The organism is Vagococcus bubulae (assembly GCF_003950315.1).
Classification (GTDB): Bacteria; Bacillota; Bacilli; order Lactobacillales; family Vagococcaceae; genus Vagococcus; species Vagococcus bubulae.
On the sequence record NZ_NGJT01000001.1, the window covers coordinates 171,472 to 197,686 of the forward strand.

The window sequence follows — 26,215 nt, forward strand, 5'->3', positions numbered from 1 at the left end:
GAAATAACATATTAACTGTTGTTTCTCCTTATTTTATTTATTTTTAAAAAGGAGGTTTTACCATGTCATTTGACGGTATTTTTACTCATTTAATGGTAAACGAATTATCAAACACATTAACAAATGGACGATTGTCAAAAGTCCATCAACCGTACGATAACGAATTGATGTTGGTTTTTAGAAACAACTCAAAAAATCACACACTACTCTTATCAGCAAACCCAAATTATGCACGCATTCAACTAACAAATATTAAATACAAAAACCCTGCTACCCCACCTAATTTTTGTATGACACTAAGAAAGTATTTAGAAGGAAGTATTTTACAAGACATTAAACAAACAAACAATGATCGAATTATTTCGTTTTCTTTTGAAAGTCGCAATGATTTAGGAGATTTAGAAAGTATTGTCTTGATTGTTGAATTGATGGGCAGACACAGTAATATTATTTTATTAAATAAAGACACACAAAAGATTATCGATACGATCAAGCATGTTGGAATGAGTCAAAATAGTTATCGTTTGCTTTTACCAGGGGCTGATTATGTCACTCCTCCACTAAAAAATACACAAAATCCTTGGACAGTGAATAAGGAAGAATTATTTAAAGAGCTAAATAGCATGGCAGAAATCACACCACAAGCCATCCAACAACAATTTGAAGGCTTTTCTAAAGACACTGCCAATGAATTAGTTTATCGCTTAATTAACAGTGATACTGATAAAGTTACTACTTGGACAGAATTCTTTAATGAAATGACTAATAGATTAAATCCCACAATCGGTTTAATGAATCAGAAAGAACGTTTTGCACCTATCCCCTATCAAACTTATGATGATGTTTTATCAAGTTTTGATACTTTAAGCGATATGTTAGATGCTTTTTATGAAGGAAAAGCTGAAAAAGATCGCGTGAAGCAACAAGCTGGTGAGCTGATAAAAAAAGTAACCAATGATATTAACAAACTGAAAAAGAAAACCACTATTTTAGAAAAACAATTAGTCGATGCTGACAATGCCGAAATTTATCGTATTAAGGGTGAATTACTCACCACCTTCTTACATGAGGTTAAACGTGGTGCAACATCTGTTGATTTGCCAAATTACTATGACAATGATAACCCCATTACCATTAGTTTAAATGAAGCCTTAACACCAAATCAAAATGCTCAAAAATATTTCCAACGATATCAAAAACTGAAAAATGGGGTTGCTGTAGTAAAAGAGCAGTTAACTATTACCAAATACGAATTGCTTTATTTAGAATCTGTTTTAGCACAATTAGACATTGCTTCTCCTAGCGATGTGCAACTCATCAGAGATGAATTAATTGCTGAAAAATACATAAAAAATAAAACCAAAGATAAGAAAAAACAAAAGAACAAACCATCAAAACCACTTCAATTTATTTCAAGTGATGGGGATACCATTTTTGTCGGAAAAAATAATATTCAAAATGACCAACTAACACTCAAGACTGCCAATAAAAATGATATTTGGTTGCATACTAAAGATATTCCAGGTTCTCATGTGATTATTAAAAACAGTGAACCAAGTGAGCAAACGTTATTAGAAGCAGCGTTACTTGCAGCCTATTATTCTAAATACCGTCTTTCGGCTTCTGTTCCTGTGGATTATGTTGCAGTGAAACATGTTAAAAAACCAAATGGCGCCAAACCAGGATTTGTCATTTATGAAAATCAAAAGACATTATTCGTCACACCAGAAATTAATGAGATTAAAAAAATAAAGGAGTCTTAGTTCATGTTACGTTTCAGAACCGTTTTGATAGGTGTTGTAGGAATCAGCTTAGCTGTATTTGCTTTATCTTATTTCATTTACCGCTACCTCTTCAAAAAAGAATTAAACAATAAAAAATTAAATGTCTTCATGCTTGTTTTAGTCATTAGTGGTGGTGTGCTAGTCTACAGCCCAGCAAAGCAATATATACAAATAAAAAAAAGAACCATCGACCACAGTAATGTTGTCACTTACAATGGTCGAAAAATTAAAACAGAAGCTAACGCAACTGAGAGATTAACCTTACCTTCTGTATACGGAAGTATTGAAGCCACACACCCTTCTGTTGTGGCCCTTGACACACCACTCGATGGCTACAAATACTGGATGGCTGTCACTCCCTATCCAAAAGGAAAAGCAATATACGAAAACCCTCATGTGTTTAAATCAAATGATTTAGTTTCTTGGATTCCAAACGAAGCCAATCCTTTAGATGAACCAAAAAGCGAAAAATTTAATGACAATAACACACCAATGCAATATGACTCGGATACACATATCCTTTATAACAAAGAAGCTAATCGTCTAGAAGTCTTTTGGCGATATGTTGATGATATCAATAAGAAATCGATTATCTACAAACGAACCTCAACAGACGGCAAAACTTGGACACCAAAAGAAATTGTTTTTGATGGAACAAAACCAGGTGAAGATTGGATATCACCAGTCTTTATCAAAGATGAAAATGGATATAAAGTGTGGTACGTTGCTCATGGATACAAAATTTGGACTAGAGATAGTCTAGACGGAAAAAAATGGAGTGACCCTGTCGAAGTAAAGGTTCCCTATGAAGAAGAAAATATGCATCATTGGCATTTAGATGTCCAAAAAACCGATTTAGGGTATGAAATGATTGTAGTTGGATTTAAATCAAGTGGTGAATATAAATTATCTGATCGACATGTTATGAACCTATACTACTCTAAATCATCAGATAATAAAAAATGGGATACATTAAAACCAATCATCTTCCCTTCAGGAAAACGTGTGGGATTTGATGGGAAAGGATTATATCGAAGTGCGATGCTAAAGGAAGGAAATAACTATACTATTTTCTACAGTGGCATTGGCTATGACGATACAAGAGGTGTGGGGATTTCAACTGGAACAGATATCAACCACCTAAAAGGATTAAACCTTTCTGATTATGAAGGAAAAATAAAATTAGATAATAAAAAAGAGACTAACTAAAAGTCTTAAAATAGAAAAAAATCCATGAAATCAACGTTGTAATTAACGGATTTCATGGATTTTTTTCTATTTTGTTAATTGAGTGATTTTTATTTAAAAAATTTTGGTCATCCTCTTTTTTATATGTGCTTTTTCGTGCGTTTAAACTGTTCCTTATGTTCATTATACTCTTCTTGCAAGATTAACAATTCACCATATACCCAATCCATCGATTTACTAGTAGCTAAAGACAACGAATAGATAAAAGATACTGGTAGAGATTCAATGCGTCGTTCTCTACTTACCCAAGTAGCAACAGTAGACTGTGGGTACTGAAATTGCTCACAAAATTCTTGAACAGTATAATTTAAGTGCTTAATAATGAATATATTGATAGGGTGCGGGTAAACAAAAGTGTTGGTTGTCATGGCGGGAAAACCTCCTATTTATTTTATATCTTGTTTGCGATAATAGTTTGATGTTGACTTCATTATAATAAAAAAACGCTAAATATCCTAATGATAAATAGCGTTTTGGCTTATAAATATTGATTAACTTGCTTTACAAAGTCTTCTTTTCCATAAAATGACTTATCTAATAACTCTGGAAAAATCTCTTCGAAGAAATAGATAACAGACGGACGATGCTTGTATTCCTGTATGGTTTGAATCGCTTCTAGGAACATTTCTTTATAAACACTCTCTGGATTATTTTTAACGATTTCTTCAAACGATTCATATAATAAGTCCACTTTATCAGCAATTGATAAAATTTCACCTTCTACCGTATCATCTTTTCCTTCAAATAAGCGTCTGCGATAAATGTCTTGAAATTCTTCTGGTATTTCTTGTGAAATGAATTCATCCGTCATTTTTTCCTCAACTGTTTGTAACATCCCTCTTAATTCTTTATTGGCATATTTAACTGGTGTTTTAATATCTCCAATAAACCGCTCTGTATAGTCATGGTTTAGTGATTTTTCGTATAAACTCTTCCAATTAATCTCTACCCCATTATGCTCCTCAATATCCCCTAACACTTGAGCAATTGATGTCACACGATAGGAATGTGCTGCAACGGTATGTGGTGTGAATTTAAAAAAACCTGGTGCACGTACGATTGTTTCTAAATTGTTTAATCCCAAAATAAAATCATTTAATCCCATAAAAAGCACCATCCTTTTCTTATTATTTGTTTTTTCTAATTTTTTCTTTCGCTTTAATTAACTCTAATAAATAGAGTGTTAACGTTAATGTTAGTATAGCAATTGTTAACAATAAGGTTTGTCCTCCATTATTATGGACCACTAAAAGTTGACGTAAAATAGCCGTAATACTAATCAATACCAAGTATTTAATTGGTACATTGTGTGCATCATCAATATACTTTAATGTCATAATAATAAATTCAAATAACATAAAAAAGCCTAAAATATAATCTGCAATGGAGTCAATTGCTCCAACATCCCCTTGCGTAAAAATCAATTTAAAAATACTGACTAAATCAAACCCCATATAAATAATAATTAAGATAGCTAAAATGGATAGAAAGATATTCATAACCACACTTAACAAGTATTTTAATTTTTCTTCCATAAATCCTCCTAAAATAAATAGTATCTATATTAAATAATAAAGTGTCTAATAATGCAACTATAAAACGTTACAAAAAAACCCACGAAAGTATCGTAGGTCATTTTCTAGTTTAACCAAGCTGAAGGATCTTTTTTCCACTCTTGTAATAATAAACGATCATCTTGTGAAATGTAGTCATTTTCGATTGCCACTTCAATCAATTCATCGTAATTAGTTAATGTATAAAAAGGAATATCTGCCTCTTTAAAGTTTTCAAAACCACTTGGTAATTGATAAGTAAAGATTGCTGCAACACCAAGAACATCTGCACCTTCACGTTTAGCAGCTTGGGCTGCATCAATCACACTTCCTCCAGTTGAAATCAAATCTTCAATGATAACCATTTTTGCTCCGTTATCAATACGTCCTTCAATTTGATTTTTCTTTCCATGGTCTTTTGATTTTCCACGGATATAAACCATTGGTAAACCAAGTTCTTCTGCTACCCATGCTGCATGTGGGATACCTGCAGTAGCTGTTCCTGCAATCACTTCTACTGTAGGAAAGTTTTCTTTAATTAAATTAGCTAATCCTTTTGCTACTTGTTTTCGAACATCAGGATAACTCATCGTTAAACGATTATCACAATAAATTGGACTTTTAATCCCACTTGCCCATGTAAATGGCTCATTTGGACTTAAAGATACTGCTTTAATAGATAATAACTCTTTTGCAATTTGTTTCATTAGTGATTCTCTCCGTTCCATTCGTTTTTTATGTTTAAATAAGCTGTATAAGGATTTTCTGCTTTCGTAATTGGTCTTCCAACAACAATAAAAGTTGAGCCGTTTTCTCTTGCTTTACTTGGTGTCATGACACGTTTTTGATCACCCACATCATTACTTGCTAAACGAATACCAGGTGTAAGACAAACAAAATCATCGCTTGTATGTTGTTTAATGTCTTTGGCTTCATGAGCGGAGCAAACTACTCCGTCAAGTCCTGATGCTTGAGTCAGTACAGCATAGTGTCTAACACTTTCATTTAATCCAACTGAAATGAGTTGTTCTTGTTTGACTTGTTCATCACTTGTTGACGTTAATTGGGTGACAGCAATCAATTTAGGAACAGACTGACCTTTAGGTGTTCCCTCTTGTAATCCTTTGTAGGCCATCTCCATCATCTCTTTACCACCAGCTGCATGAACATTGGTTAACGACACTCCCAATTTGGCAATACCCTTCATGGCAGAATAGACTGTATTGGGAATATCATGAAGTTTTAAATCAAGAAACACATCATGTCCTTCACTAATCAACCATGATACAATACTTGGCCCTTCTTGATAAAAAATTTCCATTCCTACTTTAACATAAAGTGATTCATCAGAAGGAAAATGGGCTAAAAATGCTTCAATTGCTTTTTTACTTGGTAAATCGAGTGCAATAACTGGTCTTTCTTCTCTCATTTTCTACCTTCTTTCACTTCTTTGATTAGTTGTTCAATTGATTCAATTCCTAATTCATCCATTCTACTAGGTAATTCATCAATTAATTTAGGGCAAATATATGGATCCGTAAAATTCATTGTTCCTACTGCGACAGCACTTGCTCCTGCTAAATACATTTCAATGACATCATCAACAGTAGACACGCCGCCCATTCCGATTATCGGAATTTCTACTGCGTGTGACACTTCATGAATCATTCGAATAGCGACTGGTTTAATCCCTGGTCCTGATAAACCGCCTGTACCGTTAGCTAAAACTGGTTTTCTAGTTTTTAAATCAATTCTCATTCCAAGTAGTGTATTAATCATCGTAATACCATCTGCTCCTGCTTCTTCCACAGCTTTAGCAATTGGCACAATACTTGTTACATTAGGAGAAAGTTTGATATAGACTGGTACATTTGCCACTGATTTAGCTGCTGCTGTTAACTCCGCTGCCACATCAGCACTCGTGCCAAAAGCAATCCCGCCTTCTTTGACATTAGGACAAGATATATTTAATTCAATCGCTTTAACGTTTGGTGCGTCACCAATTCTTTCGCATACTCGTTTGTAGTCATCAACGGTAGAACCCGCAACATTGGCAATGATTGGAACATCATATTTTTCAAGAGAAGGTAATTGTTTTGCCATAACTGTTTCTAATCCCGGATTTTGTAATCCGATAGCATTTAACATCCCACTTGGCGTTTCAGCGACGCGTGGTGTGGGATTACCATAACGCATTTCGGCAGTAGTGGCTTTAACCATAATGGCACCTAGTTTACTTAAATCAAAGTATTTAGCATACTCATCACCAAATCCAAAACACCCACTAGCTGGCATAATCGGATTTTTTAATTCTAATCCTGGGATACTCACACTTAATCGACTCATATTATCACTTCTCCTGCTTTAAATATTGGGCCTTCATCACAGACTTTTTTATTTACGGTAGGGTCTTTTTTAGATTGGCAAACACACGCATAACATGCTCCCACACCACAAGCCATTCTCTCTTCCATTGAAAGGTAAACATGAGGATGGTCACTAAACGTCGATTCAACAGCTCTTAGTAGTCCTGGAGCACCACATGCATAAATGGCTTTTGGTTTAGTTGTTTTTTGGCTTACGTCATCTATCAACATCCCAACATGACCATGTGTCCCATATGAGCCATCATCTGTTGCAATGAATAATGAGCCTAACTCACTAAATTCTTTTTCATAATACATGACGTCTTTTGAAGCAAACCCATTTAAGAAATAAATATTTGCTCCTTTTTCTTTTAATCGACGTCCTAACTCATAAAGAGGAGGAACACCGATTCCTCCACCTATTACATAAACCACATCTTCTTCTTCAATCATACTTATGTCAAAACCGTTTCCTAAAGGTCCTAAACAATCGAGTTTTTCTCCTAATTGACAGTGACTAAATGCTCTTGTCCCATCACCTTCAACACGGTAAATAATTTTACAAGTCTGGTTGTCATGATTAATTTCTGCTAAACTGATTGGTCGTCTAAGAAGTAAGTCCTCTCTTGGAACACGAATATGAATAAATTGACCTGGCGTTACCATCTCTTGAGTTAACTCTCCCTTTAACGTCATTTCAAATATACGTGGTGCTAATTCAACTTGATTGACAATCTCCATCATCTCTTGTTTCATATCCAGTCTCCTTTATTATAGTGATAATGCGGTAAAACTTCTTGCTTCCAATACTCTAAGAATCGCTTCTGCTGTATCAAGTGATGTCATAAGAGGCACACCATTTTCGACTGCTGAACGTCTGATTCTAAACCCATCTGATGTTTCTTTTACGTTATTTCCTGTGGTATTAATCACTAGGTTTACTCTATTTGAACGAATGCTATCAATGACATTAAATTGATTAGTTTCAGCAATTTTAGCGACTGTTTCAACAATTAGTCCTTGATCTGTTAAATACTTACTTGTTCCTTCTGTTGCGATAATACCATAGCCTATATCTGAAAAACGTTTAGCCAAACTTAATGCTTCTTCTTTAAAATCATCTGATATGGTAAATAGAACATTTCCATAATCTGGTAAGTGCATGCCACTTGCTTCAAATGCTTTATAAAGAGCTTTTTCCATCGTACGATCCGTTCCCATGACTTCACCAGTAGATTTCATTTCTGGTCCTAATTGGGTGTCAACTTCATGTAATTTGGCAAATGAGAACACTGGGGCTTTAACGTGAACCATCGGACTCTCTTTATATAATCCTGGTTCATAACCAAATTCTTTTAATGTATGTCCTAAAATTAATTGAGTTGCAAGTTTTGCCATTGGAATATCAGTCACTTTACTTAAGAATGGCACAGTTCGACTGGCACGAGGGTTTACTTCAATAACAAACACGTCTTCTCCTTGAGCGATAAACTGGATATTCATAATTCCTTTACAGTTCAACCCTTTTGCTAATTTTTGCGTGTAGTCGACAATTTTATCAATCACTGTTTGACTAATCGTTTGTGGAGGATACACTGCCATTGAATCTCCTGAATGGACTCCAGCACGCTCTATATGTTCCATAATACCAGGAATTAAGACATCTTCCCCGTCACAAATCGCATCGACTTCACATTCTGTTCCGACAACATATCGGTCAATTAGAATTGGATGCTCCGGTGAGGCTTTTACTGCTTCAACCATATAACGTTTTAAATCTTTGGTACTCCACACAATCTCCATTGCACGTCCACCTAAAACATAACTTGGTCTTACTAAAACCGGGTAACCAATTCTTTCAGCAATTTTTATCGCATCTGCTTCATTCGTTGCCGTTGATCCTTCTGGCTGAGGAATACCCAGTTCTTGTAAAGCTTGTTCAAACTTATCACGATTTTCTGCTCTGTCTAAATCTTCTAAAGTTGTTCCAATAATTGGAATACCATGTTTAGTCAATCCCTCAGCAAGGTTAATCGCCGTTTGACCACCAAATTGAACGATCACTCCTTTAGGTTGTTCTAACTCGACAACATTTAAAACATCTTCCAAAGTTAGAGGTTCAAAGTATAATTTATCTGAAATGGAGAAGTCTGTTGAAACGGTCTCTGGATTACTATTAATAATAATCGCTTCATATCCTTCTTCTTGTATCGCTTTGACTGAATGAACTGTTGCGTAGTCAAACTCTACGCCTTGACCGATACGGATTGGTCCTGAACCCAATACAATTACTGATTCTTTTTCAGTTTTGTCGCTTTCGTTTTCTTCTTCATAAGTACTATAGAAGTATGGTGTTTCTGAAGCAAACTCTCCCGCACACGTGTCTACCATTTTATAAACTGGTAAAATATTATGTGATTTTCTTAATTGTAAAACTTCATCATCTGAGATGTTCCATAATTTAGCAATCACTTTATCTGCCACGCCATATCGTTTGGCTTCTTTTAAAACGTCAATATCTTGTGGATTTTTAACCAATGCTTCTTCAATCTCAATAATGCGTTTGATTTTATCTAAGAAGAAGATATCAATTTTGGTAAACTGAGCAATATCTTGGATTGTCATACCTCGTCTAATACCTTCTGCTACTCTAAATAATCGATCGTCTTTGGCTTCAACCATTTGTTTGATTAACTCGTCATCTGATAAGTCTTTTGATTCTTCTGAGTCAATGTGATGTAACCCAATCTCTAATGAACGTACCGCTTTAAGTAATGATTCTTCAATTGTGCGACCTAACGCCATGACTTCACCAGTAGCTTTCATTTGAGTGCTTAGTATTCTATCACCATGTTCAAATTTATCAAATGCCCAACGTGGAATTTTTGATACCACATAATCAAGAGCTGGTTCAAACATCGCATAAGTTGTTTGTGTGACTGGATTTTTCATTTCATCCAATGTTAAGCCAACCGCAATTTTCGCTGCTATTTTGGCAATTGGAAAACCTGTTGCTTTACTTGCTAAAGCGGATGAACGACTTACACGAGGATTTACCTCAATCACATAGTATTCATAACTATCTGGATTTAAAGCTAACTGAACATTACAGCCACCTTCAATTTCTAATGCCTTAATAATTTTAAGTGAGGCATCTCTTAGTAACTGAACTTCAACATCTGATAATGTTTGGCAAGGGGCAAACACGATTGAGTCTCCAGTATGTATCCCAACTGGGTCAAAGTTTTCCATGTGACAGACAACGATAGCTTGATTATTTTTATCTCGCATCACTTCAAACTCGATTTCTTTATATCCTGCGATACTTTTTTCAATTAAACATTGATTTACGGGGGACAGACTAATACCATTTTTTGTGATGGCGATGAGTGATTCTTCATCGTCACACATACCGCCACCTGTTCCACCTAGTGTGAAAGCTGGACGAACAATTAAGGGATAACCGATTTTTTTACCAAATTCGACTGCTTCTTCTACCGTATGAACTATCACACTCTCAGGAATTGGCTCATTTAACTCTTCCATTAATTGTTTAAATAAATCTCTGTCTTCTGCCTGATCGATGGCACTGATTTTTGTTCCTAATAATTCAATCCCTAATTCATCTAAGATTCCTTTATCATTTAACAAGATGGCCATATTCAATCCTGTTTGCCCACCAAGCGTTGGTAATATTGCATCTGGACGTTCTTTTCGTAAAATTTTTGTGACAAATTCTAACGTAATGGGTTCAATATAAACTTTATCTGCAATATCTTTATCTGTCATAATGGTCGCTGGGTTGGAGTTGATTAAAACAACTTCATAGCCTTCTTCTTTTAATGCAAGACACGCTTGTGTTCCCGCATAGTCAAATTCGGCAGCTTGTCCGATAACGATTGGTCCTGAACCAATCACTAGTATTTTTTTTATATCATCTCTTTTAGGCATGTTGATTCCCCCAATTTTCCATTAATTCAATAAACTCATCAAAAATTGAAACCGCGTCATGTGGTCCAGGTGCTGCATCCGGATGGAATTGGACCGAAAATGCCGGGTGATTTTTGTGTTTTACTCCCTCTACAGATCCATCATTAATATCAACATGGGTTAACATTAATTCTGTTGTGTCTAAACTATCAAGTGAGACGGCATAACCATGATTTTGTGAGGTAAAGTAAACAGAGTCAGACGCAATTTCGCGAACCGCATGATTGCCTCCTCGGTGACCAAACCGCATTTTATACGTATCAGCACCATTTGCTAAACTTAGTAGTTGATGACCTAAACAGATACCAAAGATTGGGACAACACCTTGAAGTTTTAAAATCGTTTTTAATGCTAATGGTAAATCTTTTGGATTACCAGGACCGTTTGATAACATGATACCATCTGGTTGATAAGATAAAATCTCATCAGCTGTTGTATCATAAGGAACAACCGTAATATGACAATCTCGCTTAATTAATTCACGCAGAATACTTTGTTTCATTCCAAAATCGATTATGACAACATTTGCACCTGTACCAGGGATACTATATGGCTTAGTTGTTGAGACAGATTGAACTTGCGTAGATGGTAAGACAGTTGCTCTTAACTGGTCGTAAGCATGATTTAAGTCAGATACAACATCGATGATGCTTGCTTTCATCGCACCTTTTTCACGAATTTTTTTCGTTAAAGCGCGTGTGTCAATTCCACTAATTCCTGGAACGCCTTTTCGTTTCAGAAATTCATCTAATGTCGCTTGAGAACGCCAATTTGATGCCACTCTTGCAACGTCTCTTACTACAATGGCAGAACAAGCTGGAGACATTGACTCAAAGTCATCTCGGTTAATCCCATAATTCCCTATTGTTGGGTAAGTAAATAATAAAATTTGCCCTTTAAAACTAGGGTCTGTCATCATCTCTTGATAACCACTCATCCCTGTTGTAAATACTAATTCACCTGTTGCTGAACTTGGTGCACCAAATCCTTCTCCTTCATAACATGTTCCATCTTCTAAGATTAACAATCGCTTCATTTTACTTACGCCTCCTCTTTATTCCAAACCATTTTTCCTTTTACAAAGGTATACAATGTATCCCCTATAACTTTTTCTCCACTAAATGGCGTATTATGTGATTTTGATACAAATTCTTCAGGAATTGTGACTTCCTTTTCTAAGTCAAAAATGGCAATATCTGCATCTGCTCCAATATTTAATGAGCCTGTTTCTAAGTTAAATAGTTTAGATGGGGCTTCTGTCATCCAGTACACCACTTGCTCTAATGTGAAACGATTTGTTTTAACAAAGTGTGTATACATTAATGCAAAAGCTGTTTCACTTCCCACAATCCCAAATGGCGAGTCAATCATGCTTTGATTTTTTTCTTCATGTCCATGTGGGGCATGATCTGTTGCGATACAATCAATCGTTCCATCAAGTAATCCGTCAATCAAAGCTTGTTGATCGTCAGATGCTCTTAATGGTGGGTTCATCTTAAAGTAGCCGTGGTCGTGCGTGATATCACCATCTGTCATAATTAAATGATGCGGACACACTTCACACGTCACATGAATACCATGTTTTTTCGCTTGTCTAATGACTTCAACACTTTCTTTCGTTGAAACATGACAGACATGATAGTGAACACCAGTTTCTTTTGCTAATAACACATCTCTTGCAATCTGTGATGATTCTGTTGCACTCATAATTCCTGGTAATCCTAACTCTTTTGATTTTTCACCTAAGTGCATCACGCCACCAAATAATAAACTCTCGTCTTCAGTGTGGGCCACAATCGCCATATCAAGTGCTGCTGCTTCTTTCATCGCTTCATACATCACACCGGCTGTTTGAACACCTACGCCATCATTTGTGAAAGCAAATGCGCCAGCTTCTTTTAGACCGACAAAATCAACTAATTCTTCACTATTTAATTTCTTCGTAATCGGCGCATATTGTAAGATATTTACTACACTATCTTTTTCAATACGTTGATACATATCTGTTAATTTTTCTGGTGTATCAGGTACAGGATTAACGTTTGGCATAGCACATACAGTGGTGAACCCACCTTTTGCAGCTGAACGACTTCCTGTTTCAATCGTTTCTTTGTATTCAAATCCTGGTTCTCTAAAATGCACATGAACATCAACTAATCCTGGTGTTATCAATCCGTTTTTCGCGTCAACAACTTGTTCAAAACTTTCTGCTGTTTCAGTAAACTGACCAATCCCTTTGATTTTCCCTTCTTCAATCCAAATATCTACTGGGATTAACTGATTTCTATTTGTAACCATTTGTCCATTTTTAATTAATGTTTTCATGTTCATCCTCCTAAGATTTTCCTTGTAAAATCGCTTCTAAAATTGCCATTCTCATAAACACACCATTTGTCATTTGTTGGGTAATTCGTGATTGATAACTTTCAACCAACTCATCTGCCAATTCAACATCACGATTAACTGGTGCTGGATGCATGATGATGGCTTTTTCTTTCATTTGTTTCGCCCGTTCATTAGTTAACCCATGTTGTTGATGGTAGTCTTTTTTTGAGAAACTTTCACCACTTTCATGACGTTCGTGTTGAACGCGTAACATCATCATCACATCTACTTTATCTAAAACATCATCTATCGGCATGTAAGTTCCATATGCTTCATATTTTTTGTTGTACCATTCTTCTGGTCCACAGAAAAACAGATTTGCTCCAAGTCGTTTTAACATTTTCATATTTGAATTTGCCACCCGTGAATGCGTTAAATCGCCACATATCGCAATATTTAAATTGTCAAAATGTCCGAACTCTTCATATATAGTCAATAAATCAAGTAAACACTGTGTTGGATGATTGCCACTACCATCTCCACCATTAATGATGGATGCTGTAATGGTTTTACTTTGAATCAATTCATTATAATAATCTTCTTCCCAGTGACGAATCACACAGGCATGTACCCCAATCGCTGACATGGTCAAGACGGTGTCATATAATGATTCTCCTTTTGAAACAGAACTTGTTTTAGCATCAAACTCAATTACATCAATCCCCATCTTTTTCTCTGCTACTTCAAAACTTTTATGTGTTCTTGTGCTATTTTCAAAGAAAAGATTTGCAACAAAATATTGGTCATTTGTCAATTGAGGTTTATCTCCTCGTTTGAACTGCTGTGCTCGCTTAATTAATCCCATCACTTCTTGATCACTTAATGACTCAGCAGTTAATAAATGTTTTAAACTAATTCGTTCTGATGTAATAATCATTTGAGCCTCTCCTTTTTATTCTAATTCGCTTTTTGCTTTTTCAGGTAAAATTAAGTTCAAAATGATTCCAAATAATGTGGCAAGAGCCATACCAGATACAGCAACCGCTCCAACTTGGAATGTTAATCCACCGATTCCCACTACTAAGATAACTGAGGCAATTAGTAGGTTTCGTTTTAAGTTAAAATCTATTTTATTATCAATCAGGATTTTCAATCCGCTTGATGCAATGACTCCGAATAGGATAAAACTAATCCCTGCAATAACTGGGTTAGGGATACTTTGAATAATGGCTGTTAATTTTCCGACAAAACTTAATCCCATAGCCAAAGCCGCTGCTCCACCGATAACAAACACACTATGTACGCGAGTAATCGCAAGTACGCCGATGTTTTCACCATAACTTGTAACAGGAGGGCCACCAACTAAACCTGCTACGATTTGTGCCAATCCATCACCTTTTAACGTCTTATCTAATCCTGGTTCTTTAAAGAAATCTCTTTTTGTTAATTTATTTAATACCATCAAATGTCCAATATGCTCTGTCATCGTCACAAATGCGATAGGTGCCATCGTGACAATCGCTGTTAAGTAAAACTTCGGTGTGTATGTGACAAACGGTGCTTGAAAATCTGGTAAAGCAAACCAAGCTGCTTGTCTGATTGGTTCAACATCGACAATGCCTACCGCTAAAGCGATAAAGTAGCCACATACAATACCTAGTAAGATTGGAATAAGTCCCATGAACCCTTTTAGATACATATTAAAAAATATGGTTAATGACATAGTAATCAGTGCAACAGCAATGTATTTCACACTGTAAATTTGTTCACCATTTGCTCCGACAGCATACATCGCTTGACTGGCTGCATTTCCTGCTAACCCAAGTCCGATTACCATCACGACTGGTCCAACCACAATTGCCGGAAGTAATTTATCTAACCAAGCTGATCCTGCTCGCTTGACGATTGCTGAGACAATCAAGTAAACAATCCCTGTTGTAATGGCACCAAGAGCAACAGCCGGATAGCCATCCTCTTTCATTAACATTTGCATGGCTGCAATAAAAGCAAAACTACTTCCTAAGTATGCCGGTATTTTTCCTTTTGTCACAATGAGATACACAATCGTTCCAAGACCCGAACTAAAAAGGGCTATTCCTGGATTAATTCCGACTAAAATCGGAACTAACACTGTAGCACCAAACATGGTAAATAAATGTTGTAAACTTAATCCTAACCACTTAATTCCTTTCGGCTTATCATGTATATCCAATACAACATCTGGGTTTCTATAGTTTTCTTTCATTTGACAGTCTCCTTTATAATAAAAAATCCTCGTTTCACTTTTGAAACGAGGCGCACGAAAACGTATTGGTGCTTGACTTTTTTCACCAACCGTCTCTGCTTTTCCTAGTCTCTCTGTACTCGATTAAAAAGCTTATTTAATTAATTTGTCGAATTTTAATTTCATCTTTACCATCATATTCTTCAACTGATACAATAATTTGTTCTTTTTTAGATGTTGGAATATTTTTGCCAACATAATCAGCACGAATTGGTAATTCTCTATGTCCTCTATCAACTAACACAGCTAGTGAAATTTTTTCTGGTCGACCAATATCCATAATAGCATCTAGTGCCGCACGGATGGTTCTACCTGTAAAAATCACGTCATCTACTAAAATGACTTCTTTATCTTCTATTGAAAAGGGAATATTTGAAGCGTGAACTTCAGGTGTATCATGTTCATTTACATGATTATCATCTCTATAAAGAGTAATATCTAATTCACCTACTGGAATATCTTTTCCTTCTAATTGTTTTAAACGTTCTGCAATACGATTAGCTAAATAAATACCACGCGTTTTAATACCAATCAACACAATATCGTCAATACCTTTATGTCGCTCAATGATTTCATATGTAATACGTGTCAATGCTCGTTTCATCGTCATATCATCCACTACTACCTTTTCAGTCATTAAAATTCCCTCCTAAATTTTCCCACAAAAAAACCTCTTAACCATGAGAGTTAAGAGGTTTGTGTTTAGTCATAGTGATATAAGGATACACGTATCCCAAGTCTACAAATATTCACGAGCCTTCTTAGCCTCTCTGGACTACTCTTAAAGGACTGTTCTGTTTTGTTGTACTGAGTATAACCCACGAATCAGTAAATATCAATCATTATTTTCGATTTCCTTCAATGTTTTTTTAAATATTTCTGGTAACTCAGAATCAAAGGTCATTAACTCACCTGTTGTCGGATGAGTAAAAGCAAGAGTTTTGGCATGTAAAAATTGTCCGTTACCTTTAATTGTTTTCTTAGGACCATATAACGGATCGCCAACAATTGGGTACCCAATATAATCCATATGTACACGAATTTGATGTGTTCTACCTGTTTCAAGAATACACTCAATTAATGTATAATCTAAAAAACGTTCTAAGACAGTGAAATGAGTCACTGCTTCTTTACCATCTGCTATAATTGCTTGTTTTTGACGGTTATCTTTACTTCTACCTATTGGCGCTTCGATTTTTCCTTTTTCATGTGGAATTACCCCATGAACTAACGCCACATATTTTCTTAGTGTTTTACGTTCTTTTAACTCATCCTGAAGCGCAATATGTGCTGCATCATTTTTCGCCACCATCAATAGTCCAGATGTATCCTTGTCAATTCGGTGAACAATTCCCGGACGAATCACGTCATTAATACTTGAAAGTGATCCTGCATGAAATAATAACGCATTAACAAGTGTTCCATCAGGGTGTCCCATTGAAGGATGAACAACCATTCCTTGAGGTTTATTTACCACAATCACATCGTCATCTTCATAAACGATTTCTAATGGAATATCTTGTGGTTCTAAGGTTAATTCTTTCGCTTCTGGTACCGCAATATCAACACGATCATTTTCTTTCACTTTATAATTTGCTTTGACAATCTCTCCGTTAACACTCACAGCCTCTTCTTTTAACCAACTTTGGATTTGAGAACGTGAATAATCTGAAAAAATCTCTGCTAGTACTTTATCAATTCTTCCTTTTTTATCTTCTACTACATAATGTAATTGTGTCATCTATTATCTCCTTCATTCAACTTGCTCACTTAGTTTATCATAAAACTTGTTGCTATTCACTACTACAATGATGAATTTCGATAAATCAAAAAAAGAGACGATTATCGCCTCTTTCAATTTATTCATTCATTTGCGTATGACGTGATGGTGAGTTGAATTGTTCTTTATCAAACGTTCCTTCCCATTTATCGACTACAATAGCAGATACCATACTACCACATACATTTAACATAGTTCGTCCCATATCAACAATTGGATCAATTCCAAAGACTGCACCAATACTTGATATAGCTGAGCCATATCCTAATCCGTTTAATGTAACGGTCGCTGCAACGGTCGCTGTTCCTGGTACACCGGCAATACCGATTGAACCAACTGTTACTACAACAACGACCAATACAAAGAATGAAAAGTCCATAGTAGCTCCAGCTGCTGCAGCAACTAGTGTTCCAAGCATGGCAGGAAATACTCCGGCACATCCATTCATACCAATTGTTGTCCCCAATGTGGCAACAAAGTTAGAAGTTTCTCCAGACACACCCATGTCTTTTTCTAATGTTTGTAAAGTATAGGGAAGTGTCCCAACACTTGAACGAGAAGAAAAGGCAAATAATAGTGTATTAAAAGCTTTCTTATAGAATATGACTGGATTTACACCCATAAAACTTAAAATGACAACATATACTAGTAGCATAATAATAACACCTGTGTACAATGCTGCAATAAAACCTAGCATACTCACAACAGATTGGATACCATTTGAAATAATAGTATTACTTACAAGGGCTACTACACCATATGGCATTAACTTAATAACATTTGTTAAAACAGAATTCACTGTTACACGTAATGAATCTAAAAAAGTCACAAATGGTGCTACTTCAGTTGGTTTTTTTACTTTTAAAAAGCGAATTGCGCTAGCAAACATCGCTGCAATAATAACAACCGATACAATACTACCATTGTTTCCCATCACGCTCATAATATTATTAGGAATCAAGTTTAAAAAGAATTCTGGGAAACTTTGTGACGCAATATTATTTATAAATTCTGTCTTTTGTTCCGTTAAATCTCCTGCAAAACTAGTAGCATTTAAATTAAATAACTTAACAACTAAAATACCAACAATAGCAGAAATCGCTGTTGTGCTTAGTAACGTAATAAATGTGCGACCTGTTAAACTTCTAATACGGTCACCTTGTACATCAACTACGACTTTAATAATGGATAGAAATACGACAGGTATTGCAAGTAACTGAACTAGCTTTAAAAATCCTGTCCCAATAAGTCCAAACCACGCAGATATTTCTCCTCTAGCATGGTCAATATAAATACCGTTTTTGCTACTGACAACATCAATACCAATACCCAATACTAGACCAATCACCAAGGCGATAATCATGCGTTTAGAAAAACTTACTTTTTTATCTTTAAGCATCTTTAAGCACATGATTGCCGCACCTAACAATACAATAGCAATCAACGTGTAAAAATTACTCACTTTAAGAAATTGTGAGAAAAATGGAACATCTATCATGAATATCATCTCCTTTTTTATCAGTCTACACCGATAGAATCATTTTTTATTATTTGTTTCAATCTATAAAAAAACTATTTACTTACAATGAACTCTACTTCTAATAATGCACCTTTTGGTAATTTAGCCACTTGAAAAGCAGATCTTGCAGGTGTTTTTTCTTTAAAATAGCTTCCATAGATTTTATTGAATGTATTAAAGTGCTCTAAATCTTGTAAAAAACAAGTTGTTTTTACGATGGCATTAAAATCTACTCCAATTTCTTCTAAAATCAGCTGAATATTTTCCATTACTTGTGTTGCTTGTCCTTCTATTGTATCTGAAACAATCTCCCCTGTTTCAACATCAATTGGAATTTGACCCGATACAAAAACTAAATTCCCTGCTTCACGATACACTGAGTAAGGCCCAATTGGCTTTGGTAATTTTGACATAAAACATCCTCCATTCATAATTTATAGTAGTCATTATACACAAAATACCTTTCGATTAAAAAAATAAGCTCTTGAAAATGACAATTTATTTGAAATTTTATTCATATGAACGTTTTTTAATACGAATATTTCTCCCAAACTCAATTGACAGCGCATACATTAAGTGTTACGTTCAAGTTATTAAAAGATTATGATTAACTGATTCAAACTGGAGGAAATTTTTATGAAGACAAACACCACATTATTACATGGCTACTCAGTAATTGATAAACAAACAGGGGCTGCTTCTATTCCTAAATATCAAACATCAACGTTCCATCAAGAGGACGTATTCCATCATACAGGTTATAACTATACACGTTTTGGCAATCCCACAGTTACTGCTGTTGAAGAATGCATCACCTCACTTGAAAATGCGTCATATGGTTTAGCTTTTTCTTCTGGTATGGCAGCCATTAATGCTGTTTTATTTATGTTATCTCAAGGAGATCATCTTATTCTTGGAAAAAACATTTATGGCGGAACGTTTCAAATTGTCACAGAGTTTTTAACACGTTTCGGCATTGAACACACCTTTATTGATGAATCAGATGTTTCTGCATGGGAAAATGCCATTCAACCAAATACAAAATTATTTTATTTAGAAACACCATCGAATCCCTTATTAACGATTACAGACTTAAAAGCTGTCTGTAATTTAGCAAAAAAACATCACATTTTAACTGCCTGTGACAATACCTTTATGACACCAATCCATCAGCACCCACTTGATTTAGGTGTTGATATCGTCATTCATAGTGCCACAAAATTTATTAATGGGCATAGTGACATTTTAGCTGGCCTTATTGCGACAAATAATGACGAACTTTACCTGACCCTTAAAAAACATCAAAAAGCGTTAGGCAGTATTTTAGGGGTTGAAGATGCGTGGCTACTTCTAAGAGGCGTTAAAACGATGGGACTTCGTATGGAACAATCTGTTAAAAACGCGTCTAAAATAGCTGATTATTTATCTAAACACAAAGAAATTAAAGCGGTGTACTATCCAGGACTCTCTACTCATCCAAATGCTGCCATTCATAAACAACAAGCAGAAACTGGCGGAGCTGTTCTAAGTTTTGAGTTAAGTTGTCAAGACAAAGTCGCTGATTTTTTCAATAAATGTCAAATTCCTATTGTCGCTGTTAGTTTAGGTGGGGTTGAGTCGATTTTATCTTATCCTTGGACCATGTCTCACGCTTGTATGCCAGAAGAAGAACGTATTAAAATGGGCGTTACTTCTACATTAATTCGCTTATCATGTGGGATTGAAGACAGTGATGATTTAATTAGTGATTTAGAAAATGCACTAAACTAGTAAAAAGACCAAGTCAATATCGACTTGGTCTTTCCTATTATTTACTGTAATTTTTCACTTCTGCAACTACTGATTCAACAAATAATGGTAATTTCATTGTTTCAGTTTCTTTGCTTCCGTATTTACGGACATTGACTTCACCGTTATCTAACTCTTTATCTCCCACAACGATTTGATATGGAATTTTTTGAGTTTGAGATTCACGAATTTTATAACCCATTTTTTCATTACGATCGTCCACTTCAAAACGTAAGCCTAAACTGTTTAATTGCTCTTTGATTTCAAAAGCATAATCACTATGTAAGTCTAAGTTAACTGGAATGATTGTTCCTTGAACTGGTGCTAACCATGTTGGGAAAGCTCCTTTATATACTTCAGTTAAGTAAGCCACAAAACGTTCCATTGTAGACACGATACCACGATGGATAACAACTGGACGATGAGTATTTTCGCCATCTTGTCCAACATAAGTTAAGTCAAAGCGTTCAGGCAATAAGAAGTCTAACTGGATAGTTGACAATGTTTCTTCCATTCCTAAGGCAGTTTTTACTTGCACGTCAAGTTTAGGTCCATAGAATGCTGCTTCACCTTCTGCTTCAAAGTATTCTAAGCCTAATTCATCAATGGCTTCTTTCAGCATTGTTTGAGCTTTTTCCCACATTTCATCGTCATCAAAGTATTTTTCAGTGTTTTCTGGGTCTCTGTAACTTAAACGGAAACGATAATCAGTGATGTTGAAATCTTCATATACGGCAACCATTAATTCTAATGTGCGTTTGAATTCATCTTTGATTTGATCTGGACGAACAAATGTATGACCATCATTTAATGTCATTTCACGCACACGTTGCAATCCTGACAACGCACCTGATTTTTCGTAACGGTGCATCATACCAAGTTCAGCAATACGGATTGGTAATTCACGGTAACTATGAACATCGTTTTTATAAACCATCATATGATGTGGGCAGTTCATTGGACGTAATACTAACATTTCGCCGTCTCCCATGTCCATTGGTGGGAACATGTCTTCATGGTAATGATCCCAGTGACCAGAAGTTTTATAAAATTCAACGTTTGCCATAATTGGTGTGTAAACATGTTGGTATCCTAAGCTAATTTCTTTATCAGTGATATAGCGTTCAATTGTACGGCGGATTGTCGCACCTTTTGGTAACCAGAATGGTAAACCAGAACCAACTTCAGGACTTAACATAAATAAATCTAATTCTTTACCAAGTTTTCTATGGTCACGTTCTTTCGCTTCTTCACGCATTTTGATGTATTCTTTTAATGCTTTTTTATCGAAGAATGCAGTTCCGTAAACACGTTGCATCATGTGGTTATCAGAGTTTCCTCTCCAGTATGCACCAGCAACTGATAATAATTTAAAGATTTGGATGCGTCCAGTTGATGGGACATGCACCCCACGACATAAGTCAACAAAGTCACCTTGCTCATAAACTGTAATCACTTCGTCTTCTGGTAAGTCAGTAATTAATTCCACTTTATATGGGTCTTCTTTAAATAACTCTAAAGCATCCGCACGAGAAATTTCTTTACGAACGATTGGATTATTTTCTTTAACAATCGCCATCATCTCTTTTTCAATCGCTTCTAGATTTTCTTCAGAGATAACCTCTTCTCCATTATCAGTATCATAGTAAAAACCATTTTCAATCGCTGGACCTACACCAAAGTGGATGTTTGGATACAAGCGTTTCATCGCATTTGCCATCAAATGAGCAGTTGAGTGGCGTAAAATACCTAATGCATCTTCATGGTCTGGTGTTACGATTTCAATTGAGCCATCAACTTCGATTGGTCGTTCTAAATCAATCAACTCACCATTTAATTTACCTGCTAATGCTTTTTTTGCTAGAGAATTGCTAATGCTTTTTGCAATATCTAATGTTGAACTGCCATTTTCAAATTCTTTTACTGCTCCATCTGGAAAAGTAATCTTAATCATACTATCGTCTCCTTTTAATTTTAAACATAAAAAAAGCCCTAGTAAGTCATTAGACCTACTAGGACGAATCAACGTGGTTCCACCTAATATTTAAGACATAAATTATGTCTCCTCGAGCGTGTTAACGGTACGACCGGTCAAGTTTCAACTTGACTTTCGAAAGTGGTCAATACACGCACTTATCTAGAAAACTCTCAATTATGTTTTCCTCCCTGTCAGATAGCCCTCATATATCGGTGTCTTTCTCAACAATTATGTTTTATTTATCTACAGTTATATTTATAACACCTTTAGAAATATAAAACAAGTAAATTCCATTATTTTTTTAACTTAAACGTTTTGGGTGCCACTTTTAATATCACGAAAAATCCTATTCCAACATATAATAATGACACAATAGATAACCCTAAAGCATAATAAAGACCTGTTGTTTTTAGTTGTAAATTCATATAAGCAAACAAATAAAATACACCATTCACTACTTTATAAATAGGATTGATTACTTGAAAATCACTTGTAAAAGGTTGTAGTAAATAATAAACAAATAATTCATGAAACGAAAAAAGTAACGTCAAACTTATGATGACTAAAAGGGCAAGCCCAATCAAATGGATGGAATTAAGCCCCACAACTAGTAAATTAAATAGGATTAACCAAACTAATAAAACACCGTTCACGATACTATTGTAAAACAGGATTTTTTTAAACCTAGCGAGAAATCCACTAATTATTGCTTCTTTTGTTCGATAAAAAGGAAAACTCAACATGGAGATATCACAATTCATAAACAAACTTTGGACCACGCTTTTACCAACTGACGTTAAATATAAAACAAAAAAGAGTGATGGAACAAGGCGATACATAAATTTTTCTAACTCACCGACACCAGACATTAATGGAAAAAACTGACTGGCTACTACTAAAGCTAAGCCTAATACACTAATACTGATTACTTTAATTAGCAATCCCTTACCTAGTCCTTTTTTAAATCGACTAAAAAATAATGCATTTAAGTAAGCATTTCCTGACAAGTCATCGAAGTTCGCCTGTTCATCAATGCTCATTTTTTTTGTTAAGCCAACGCCTTCAGTAAAGTTTGTGGTTTTATTTTTCAATTCTTTATCATCAGCTTCAAAAGCATACATTGATGAGCTAACTTTTTTATCGGCTACTAATGAAAAACGAGGATAAGATAAATAATTCTTGGCCACTAACCAACTCGCTAGACAATTAAAAATAATAAGTCCTATTATTACCAATGGATTAGAAAATAAAAAACGCATAAAAGAAGATAACATGGTGAAACAAAATCCAATGACTAACGCCAGCATCACTACTAATATCGCAACTTTTTTTATCCATGGATGTTTTTGTAGTGTCAGTGGTAAATCTATTCTTAGCCAAATCATACTAAAAAACACATAAGCACTACTCCCTAATAATGTGGTTAAAATAATCGGTAAGCTATTAAACAGACTCATAACAATCAACACAATGGTGACGATGATTAAATCAAAGCATAGTTCCAACAGAGTCATTCTTTTCAAATGAGAAGATTTATTAATTCTAAAATTAGTTATAAACAACACATCTTTTTTATCAGGAACACTAAATAATGAGCCAAATATTGGCAAATAAAATGCAAAGACAACTAACCAAATATCAAAACTTGATAACTGACTCTCTTTAAATACAACATTAGCTAAAAATGAACTGACAAAGAAAGGAATGATACCTATTATGACTTTAATTGCTGTTGAAATAGCAAACTTAATATAAGTGAATACTTTCTTTAAGGGATAATCTGCATAAACCATTCTAACAGGAATAATTTTACCAATAAAAGGAATTCTACCAATAAAATAAAACAAACCATTAATAAAGGTAGTCCCTTTAAATAACTGCAATGACACATATTCTGTGAGGGTTGATCTAACATTACTCATCATCTGACTCACCTATCACTTCAACCACCGCATCTTGAGGTTTACCCTCCTCATCAGATAACATGGCAACAATATCTGCTTCAAAACTATTGGTATGAATTTTATTTGGATCAAACCCTGTTAATTTGCCTTTATGAAGCACCACAATCTCATCACATAAATCTTGTGCTAACTGTAAAATATGAGTGGAAAAAATCACAACGGAGTCTTTTTTAATTGATAAAATCAATTCTTTCATTTCATGTGCTGCGACCACATCAAAACTCGTTAAAGGCTCATCTAATAATAAAACAGGTGGTTGCACCATCATAGTCGCAATCATCTGAACTTTATTTTTCATCCCATGCGAGTAGTCTTTAAGTAACCGATGGCGATCCTCTTTTTTTATCCCAACTTTTGCTAAATACTCATCTGGTGTACGGACGTTGGGCATTTTTTCTTTATTCATATCAATAAAAAACTTGATGAATTCATAGCCTGTCATAAAATCTGGTAAAGTTGGGGTAGCATGAACTAGCCCGACATCAAGATCAGAAAAATCATATGCTTCCATGTCCTCTTCCAACTGAATCGTCCCTGAGTCAATTGATAAATCTTTTGAAATACAATTAAAAAGCGTGGTTTTTCCCGCGCCATTTCTACCTAATAAACCGTATATTTTACCTTTTTCAAATTGAAAACTCGCTTCATCTAAAATCACTTTATCATCAAATGTTTTCACAACATCTTTAATAATTAACTCCATTCAACCCACTCCTTTTGTTTAAGTGTCTTTTCAGTATATCATAAAGTGATATAGTATAAAATTAGTTGTCACAAATAATTTTACGTTCTATACTAAATTCGTTAACTATTTAAAAGAAAGATGGGATGATAAATGAAAATAGGCATCTTTGGTGCTGGTCATATGGGTGGCGCCATGATTAAAGGATGGGTTCGCTCAAATAATATCTCTCCAGAAGATATCCTTGTAAAAGGAGGAAAAGGAAAGACAGCGAAACTGTTACAACAAGATATTCCTTTTCTTATGACGGATGACTTAAATAAATTTAATGAAGTCGAGATGATTTTTTTAGCTGTTAAAACACCCCTTATTCTTCCCGTTATAAATGACTTAAAAAAATACTTAACTCAAAATATTCCAATTATTTCAGTATCTGCTGGGGTTCCTGTTTCAAACATGCAAGAAGTATTAGGTGATACCTACCCTATTGCTCAAGCCATTCCAAATACACCTGTACAAATTAATCAAGGTATTACTGGTATTGTTTATTCACAATCAATAAGTAATCTTGATAAAATCGCAATCTATGATTGTTTAAGCCTTTTAGGTATCGTAGAAGAAATTTCTGAAGATAAGATTGATATATTCGGTACTCTAGCTGGTTGTGGGCCTGCTTTTGTTGATGTATTTATGGAAGCTTTAGGAGATGCTGCTGTTTTACATGGTATGGATAGAGAGCTAGCTTATACTGTCGCTGCTAAAATGGTAAGTGGCTCTGCTAATTTAATGTTAGAAACGAAAAAGCATCCTGGTGAGTTAAAAGATGGTGTAACCTCTCCTGGAGGTACGACTATTAAAGGTATTGCAGCCCTTGAAAAAGAAGGCTTTAGATATGCCACCATCTCTGGTATTGATACCATCATGCAAAGTTATAAATAAAAAACAGCCACTCAA

General features: G+C 35.0%; 23 protein-coding genes. 4 read left to right on the forward strand and 19 right to left on the reverse strand.

Annotated elements, in window-relative coordinates; translation table 11 throughout:
* Nucleotides 1–62: 62 nt before the first annotated feature.
* Together CBF36_RS00780 and CBF36_RS00785 are read left to right on the forward strand one after the other, a co-directional pair.
* A complete protein-coding gene (locus tag CBF36_RS00780) occupies nucleotides 63–1,763 on the forward strand; it encodes an NFACT RNA binding domain-containing protein (protein ID WP_125955747.1) in 1,701 nt (566 codons plus the stop codon).
* Nucleotides 1,764–1,766: 3 nt separating this feature from the next.
* Complete coding sequence (locus CBF36_RS00785) at nucleotides 1,767–2,993, forward strand: sialidase family protein (RefSeq protein ID WP_125955748.1); 1,227 nt, start codon at nucleotides 1,767–1,769, stop codon at nucleotides 2,991–2,993.
* Between the two features lie 119 nt (nucleotides 2,994–3,112).
* Here the strand turns inward: CBF36_RS00785 and CBF36_RS00790 are convergent, their stop codons facing one another.
* The 16 genes from CBF36_RS00790 to CBF36_RS00865 all read right to left on the reverse strand — a co-directional run bounded on the left by CBF36_RS00790 (nucleotide 3,113) and on the right by CBF36_RS00865 (nucleotide 19,262).
* Nucleotides 3,113–3,400: a helix-turn-helix domain-containing protein gene (locus tag CBF36_RS00790; protein ID WP_125955750.1), complete on the reverse strand. Its 288-nt coding sequence runs from the start codon at nucleotides 3,398–3,400 to the stop codon at nucleotides 3,113–3,115.
* Nucleotides 3,401–3,510: 110 nt separating this feature from the next.
* Nucleotides 3,511–4,137, reverse strand: a complete 627-nt coding sequence (locus tag CBF36_RS00795; protein ID WP_125955751.1) for a YfbR-like 5'-deoxynucleotidase — start codon at nucleotides 4,135–4,137, stop codon at nucleotides 3,511–3,513.
* Nucleotides 4,138–4,159: 22 nt separating this feature from the next.
* A complete protein-coding gene (locus tag CBF36_RS00800) occupies nucleotides 4,160–4,567 on the reverse strand; it encodes a phosphate-starvation-inducible PsiE family protein (protein ID WP_125955753.1) in 408 nt (135 codons plus the stop codon).
* A gap of 104 nt (nucleotides 4,568–4,671) precedes the next feature.
* Nucleotides 4,672–5,292 carry an orotate phosphoribosyltransferase gene (pyrE, locus tag CBF36_RS00805; RefSeq protein WP_416340686.1) on the reverse strand — a complete coding sequence of 207 codons (621 nt, stop codon included), beginning with the start codon at nucleotides 5,290–5,292 and terminating at the stop codon, nucleotides 4,672–4,674.
* The gene (pyrF, locus tag CBF36_RS00810; RefSeq protein WP_125955757.1) at nucleotides 5,292–6,014 is read right to left on the reverse strand and encodes an orotidine-5'-phosphate decarboxylase; all 723 of its coding nucleotides are present in this window, start codon (nucleotides 6,012–6,014) and stop codon (nucleotides 5,292–5,294) included. Before pyrF ends, pyrE begins: the two co-directional genes overlap by 1 nt.
* Complete coding sequence (locus CBF36_RS00815) at nucleotides 6,011–6,931, reverse strand: dihydroorotate dehydrogenase (protein WP_125955758.1); 921 nt, start codon at nucleotides 6,929–6,931, stop codon at nucleotides 6,011–6,013. The genes pyrF and CBF36_RS00815 overlap by 4 nt, the downstream gene beginning before the upstream one ends.
* A complete protein-coding gene (locus CBF36_RS00820; RefSeq protein ID WP_125955760.1) occupies nucleotides 6,928–7,707 on the reverse strand; it encodes a dihydroorotate dehydrogenase electron transfer subunit in 780 nt (259 codons plus the stop codon). The genes CBF36_RS00815 and CBF36_RS00820 overlap by 4 nt, the downstream gene beginning before the upstream one ends.
* A 15-nt stretch (nucleotides 7,708–7,722) precedes the next feature.
* A complete protein-coding gene (gene carB, locus CBF36_RS00825) occupies nucleotides 7,723–10,902 on the reverse strand; it encodes a carbamoyl-phosphate synthase large subunit (RefSeq protein ID WP_125955762.1) in 3,180 nt (1,059 codons plus the stop codon).
* Nucleotides 10,895–11,977, reverse strand: a complete 1,083-nt coding sequence (locus CBF36_RS00830; RefSeq protein WP_125955764.1) for a carbamoyl phosphate synthase small subunit — start codon at nucleotides 11,975–11,977, stop codon at nucleotides 10,895–10,897. The genes carB and CBF36_RS00830 overlap by 8 nt, the downstream gene beginning before the upstream one ends.
* Nucleotides 11,978–11,982: 5 nt before the next feature.
* Nucleotides 11,983–13,266, reverse strand: a complete 1,284-nt coding sequence (locus CBF36_RS00835; protein WP_125955765.1) for a dihydroorotase — start codon at nucleotides 13,264–13,266, stop codon at nucleotides 11,983–11,985.
* Nucleotides 13,267–13,276: 10 nt separating this feature from the next.
* Nucleotides 13,277–14,203 carry an aspartate carbamoyltransferase catalytic subunit gene (locus CBF36_RS00840; RefSeq protein ID WP_125955767.1) on the reverse strand — a complete coding sequence of 309 codons (927 nt, stop codon included), beginning with the start codon at nucleotides 14,201–14,203 and terminating at the stop codon, nucleotides 13,277–13,279.
* A 15-nt stretch (nucleotides 14,204–14,218) separates the two neighbouring features.
* The gene (locus tag CBF36_RS00845) at nucleotides 14,219–15,511 is read right to left on the reverse strand and encodes a solute carrier family 23 protein (RefSeq protein ID WP_125955769.1); all 1,293 of its coding nucleotides are present in this window, start codon (nucleotides 15,509–15,511) and stop codon (nucleotides 14,219–14,221) included.
* A gap of 136 nt (nucleotides 15,512–15,647) precedes the next feature.
* A complete protein-coding gene (gene pyrR / locus CBF36_RS00850) occupies nucleotides 15,648–16,187 on the reverse strand; it encodes a bifunctional pyr operon transcriptional regulator/uracil phosphoribosyltransferase PyrR (RefSeq protein WP_125955771.1) in 540 nt (179 codons plus the stop codon).
* 198 nt (nucleotides 16,188–16,385) lie between these two features.
* Nucleotides 16,386–17,291 (reverse strand): RluA family pseudouridine synthase, encoded by a 906-nt coding sequence (locus tag CBF36_RS00855; RefSeq protein ID WP_125955773.1) that lies wholly within the window; start codon nucleotides 17,289–17,291, stop codon nucleotides 16,386–16,388.
* 118 nt (nucleotides 17,292–17,409) lie between these two features.
* Complete coding sequence (locus CBF36_RS00860; protein ID WP_125955775.1) at nucleotides 17,410–18,828, reverse strand: cation:dicarboxylate symporter family transporter; 1,419 nt, start codon at nucleotides 18,826–18,828, stop codon at nucleotides 17,410–17,412.
* Between the two features lie 74 nt (nucleotides 18,829–18,902).
* Complete coding sequence (locus CBF36_RS00865) at nucleotides 18,903–19,262, reverse strand: Rid family detoxifying hydrolase (protein ID WP_125955777.1); 360 nt, start codon at nucleotides 19,260–19,262, stop codon at nucleotides 18,903–18,905.
* Between the two features lie 223 nt (nucleotides 19,263–19,485).
* Here CBF36_RS00865 and CBF36_RS00870 point away from each other — a divergent pair, with 223 nt between their 5' ends.
* Nucleotides 19,486–20,619, forward strand: a complete 1,134-nt coding sequence (locus CBF36_RS00870) for a trans-sulfuration enzyme family protein (RefSeq protein WP_125955778.1) — start codon at nucleotides 19,486–19,488, stop codon at nucleotides 20,617–20,619.
* Between the two features lie 37 nt (nucleotides 20,620–20,656).
* On the opposite strand, the gene thrS is transcribed toward CBF36_RS00870, so the two are convergent.
* The 3 genes from thrS to CBF36_RS00885 form a co-directional block, all read right to left on the reverse strand.
* On the reverse strand, nucleotides 20,657–22,591 hold the full coding sequence (gene thrS / locus CBF36_RS00875; protein WP_125955780.1) for a threonine--tRNA ligase: 1,935 nt from the start codon (nucleotides 22,589–22,591) through the stop codon (nucleotides 20,657–20,659).
* Nucleotides 22,592–22,908: 317 nt separating this feature from the next.
* Nucleotides 22,909–24,537 carry a hypothetical protein gene (locus tag CBF36_RS00880; protein ID WP_125955781.1) on the reverse strand — a complete coding sequence of 543 codons (1,629 nt, stop codon included), beginning with the start codon at nucleotides 24,535–24,537 and terminating at the stop codon, nucleotides 22,909–22,911.
* Complete coding sequence (locus tag CBF36_RS00885; protein WP_125955783.1) at nucleotides 24,530–25,282, reverse strand: ABC transporter ATP-binding protein; 753 nt, start codon at nucleotides 25,280–25,282, stop codon at nucleotides 24,530–24,532. The genes CBF36_RS00880 and CBF36_RS00885 overlap by 8 nt, the downstream gene beginning before the upstream one ends.
* A 132-nt stretch (nucleotides 25,283–25,414) precedes the next feature.
* Here CBF36_RS00885 and proC point away from each other — a divergent pair, with 132 nt between their 5' ends.
* Complete coding sequence (proC, locus tag CBF36_RS00890; RefSeq protein WP_125955784.1) at nucleotides 25,415–26,200, forward strand: pyrroline-5-carboxylate reductase; 786 nt, start codon at nucleotides 25,415–25,417, stop codon at nucleotides 26,198–26,200.
* Nucleotides 26,201–26,215: the final 15 nt, after the last annotated feature.

What these genes read in the sequence shown, in the direction of transcription:
- CBF36_RS00870 (WP_125955778.1), top strand. Translation starts at nt 19,486, where the DNA reads ATGAAGACAAACACCACATTATTACATGGCTACTCAGTAATTGATAAA.
- pyrF (WP_125955757.1), bottom strand. Translation starts at nt 6,014, where the DNA reads ATGAGAGAAGAAAGACCAGTTATTGCACTCGATTTACCAAGTAAAAAA.
- proC (WP_125955784.1), top strand. Translation starts at nt 25,415, where the DNA reads ATGAAAATAGGCATCTTTGGTGCTGGTCATATGGGTGGCGCCATGATT.
- CBF36_RS00820 (WP_125955760.1), bottom strand. Translation starts at nt 7,707, where the DNA reads ATGAAACAAGAGATGATGGAGATTGTCAATCAAGTTGAATTAGCACCA.
- CBF36_RS00790 (WP_125955750.1), bottom strand. Translation starts at nt 3,400, where the DNA reads ATGACAACCAACACTTTTGTTTACCCGCACCCTATCAATATATTCATT.
- CBF36_RS00780 (WP_125955747.1), top strand. Translation starts at nt 63, where the DNA reads ATGTCATTTGACGGTATTTTTACTCATTTAATGGTAAACGAATTATCA.
- CBF36_RS00855 (WP_125955773.1), bottom strand. Translation starts at nt 17,291, where the DNA reads ATGACACAATTACATTATGTAGTAGAAGATAAAAAAGGAAGAATTGAT.
- CBF36_RS00840 (WP_125955767.1), bottom strand. Translation starts at nt 14,203, where the DNA reads ATGATTATTACATCAGAACGAATTAGTTTAAAACATTTATTAACTGCT.
- CBF36_RS00795 (WP_125955751.1), bottom strand. Translation starts at nt 4,137, where the DNA reads ATGGGATTAAATGATTTTATTTTGGGATTAAACAATTTAGAAACAATC.
- CBF36_RS00800 (WP_125955753.1), bottom strand. Translation starts at nt 4,567, where the DNA reads ATGGAAGAAAAATTAAAATACTTGTTAAGTGTGGTTATGAATATCTTT.
- CBF36_RS00845 (WP_125955769.1), bottom strand. Translation starts at nt 15,511, where the DNA reads ATGAAAGAAAACTATAGAAACCCAGATGTTGTATTGGATATACATGAT.
- CBF36_RS00880 (WP_125955781.1), bottom strand. Translation starts at nt 24,537, where the DNA reads ATGAGTAATGTTAGATCAACCCTCACAGAATATGTGTCATTGCAGTTA.
- carB (WP_125955762.1), bottom strand. Translation starts at nt 10,902, where the DNA reads ATGCCTAAAAGAGATGATATAAAAAAAATACTAGTGATTGGTTCAGGA.
- CBF36_RS00860 (WP_125955775.1), bottom strand. Translation starts at nt 18,828, where the DNA reads ATGATAGATGTTCCATTTTTCTCACAATTTCTTAAAGTGAGTAATTTT.
- CBF36_RS00785 (WP_125955748.1), top strand. Translation starts at nt 1,767, where the DNA reads ATGTTACGTTTCAGAACCGTTTTGATAGGTGTTGTAGGAATCAGCTTA.
- CBF36_RS00830 (WP_125955764.1), bottom strand. Translation starts at nt 11,977, where the DNA reads ATGAAGCGATTGTTAATCTTAGAAGATGGAACATGTTATGAAGGAGAA.
- CBF36_RS00815 (WP_125955758.1), bottom strand. Translation starts at nt 6,931, where the DNA reads ATGAGTCGATTAAGTGTGAGTATCCCAGGATTAGAATTAAAAAATCCG.
- pyrR (WP_125955771.1), bottom strand. Translation starts at nt 16,187, where the DNA reads ATGACTGAAAAGGTAGTAGTGGATGATATGACGATGAAACGAGCATTG.
- pyrE (WP_416340686.1), bottom strand. Translation starts at nt 5,292, where the DNA reads ATGAAACAAATTGCAAAAGAGTTATTATCTATTAAAGCAGTATCTTTA.
- CBF36_RS00885 (WP_125955783.1), bottom strand. Translation starts at nt 25,282, where the DNA reads ATGGAGTTAATTATTAAAGATGTTGTGAAAACATTTGATGATAAAGTG.
- CBF36_RS00835 (WP_125955765.1), bottom strand. Translation starts at nt 13,266, where the DNA reads ATGAAAACATTAATTAAAAATGGACAAATGGTTACAAATAGAAATCAG.
- CBF36_RS00865 (WP_125955777.1), bottom strand. Translation starts at nt 19,262, where the DNA reads ATGTCAAAATTACCAAAGCCAATTGGGCCTTACTCAGTGTATCGTGAA.
- thrS (WP_125955780.1), bottom strand. Translation starts at nt 22,591, where the DNA reads ATGATTAAGATTACTTTTCCAGATGGAGCAGTAAAAGAATTTGAAAAT.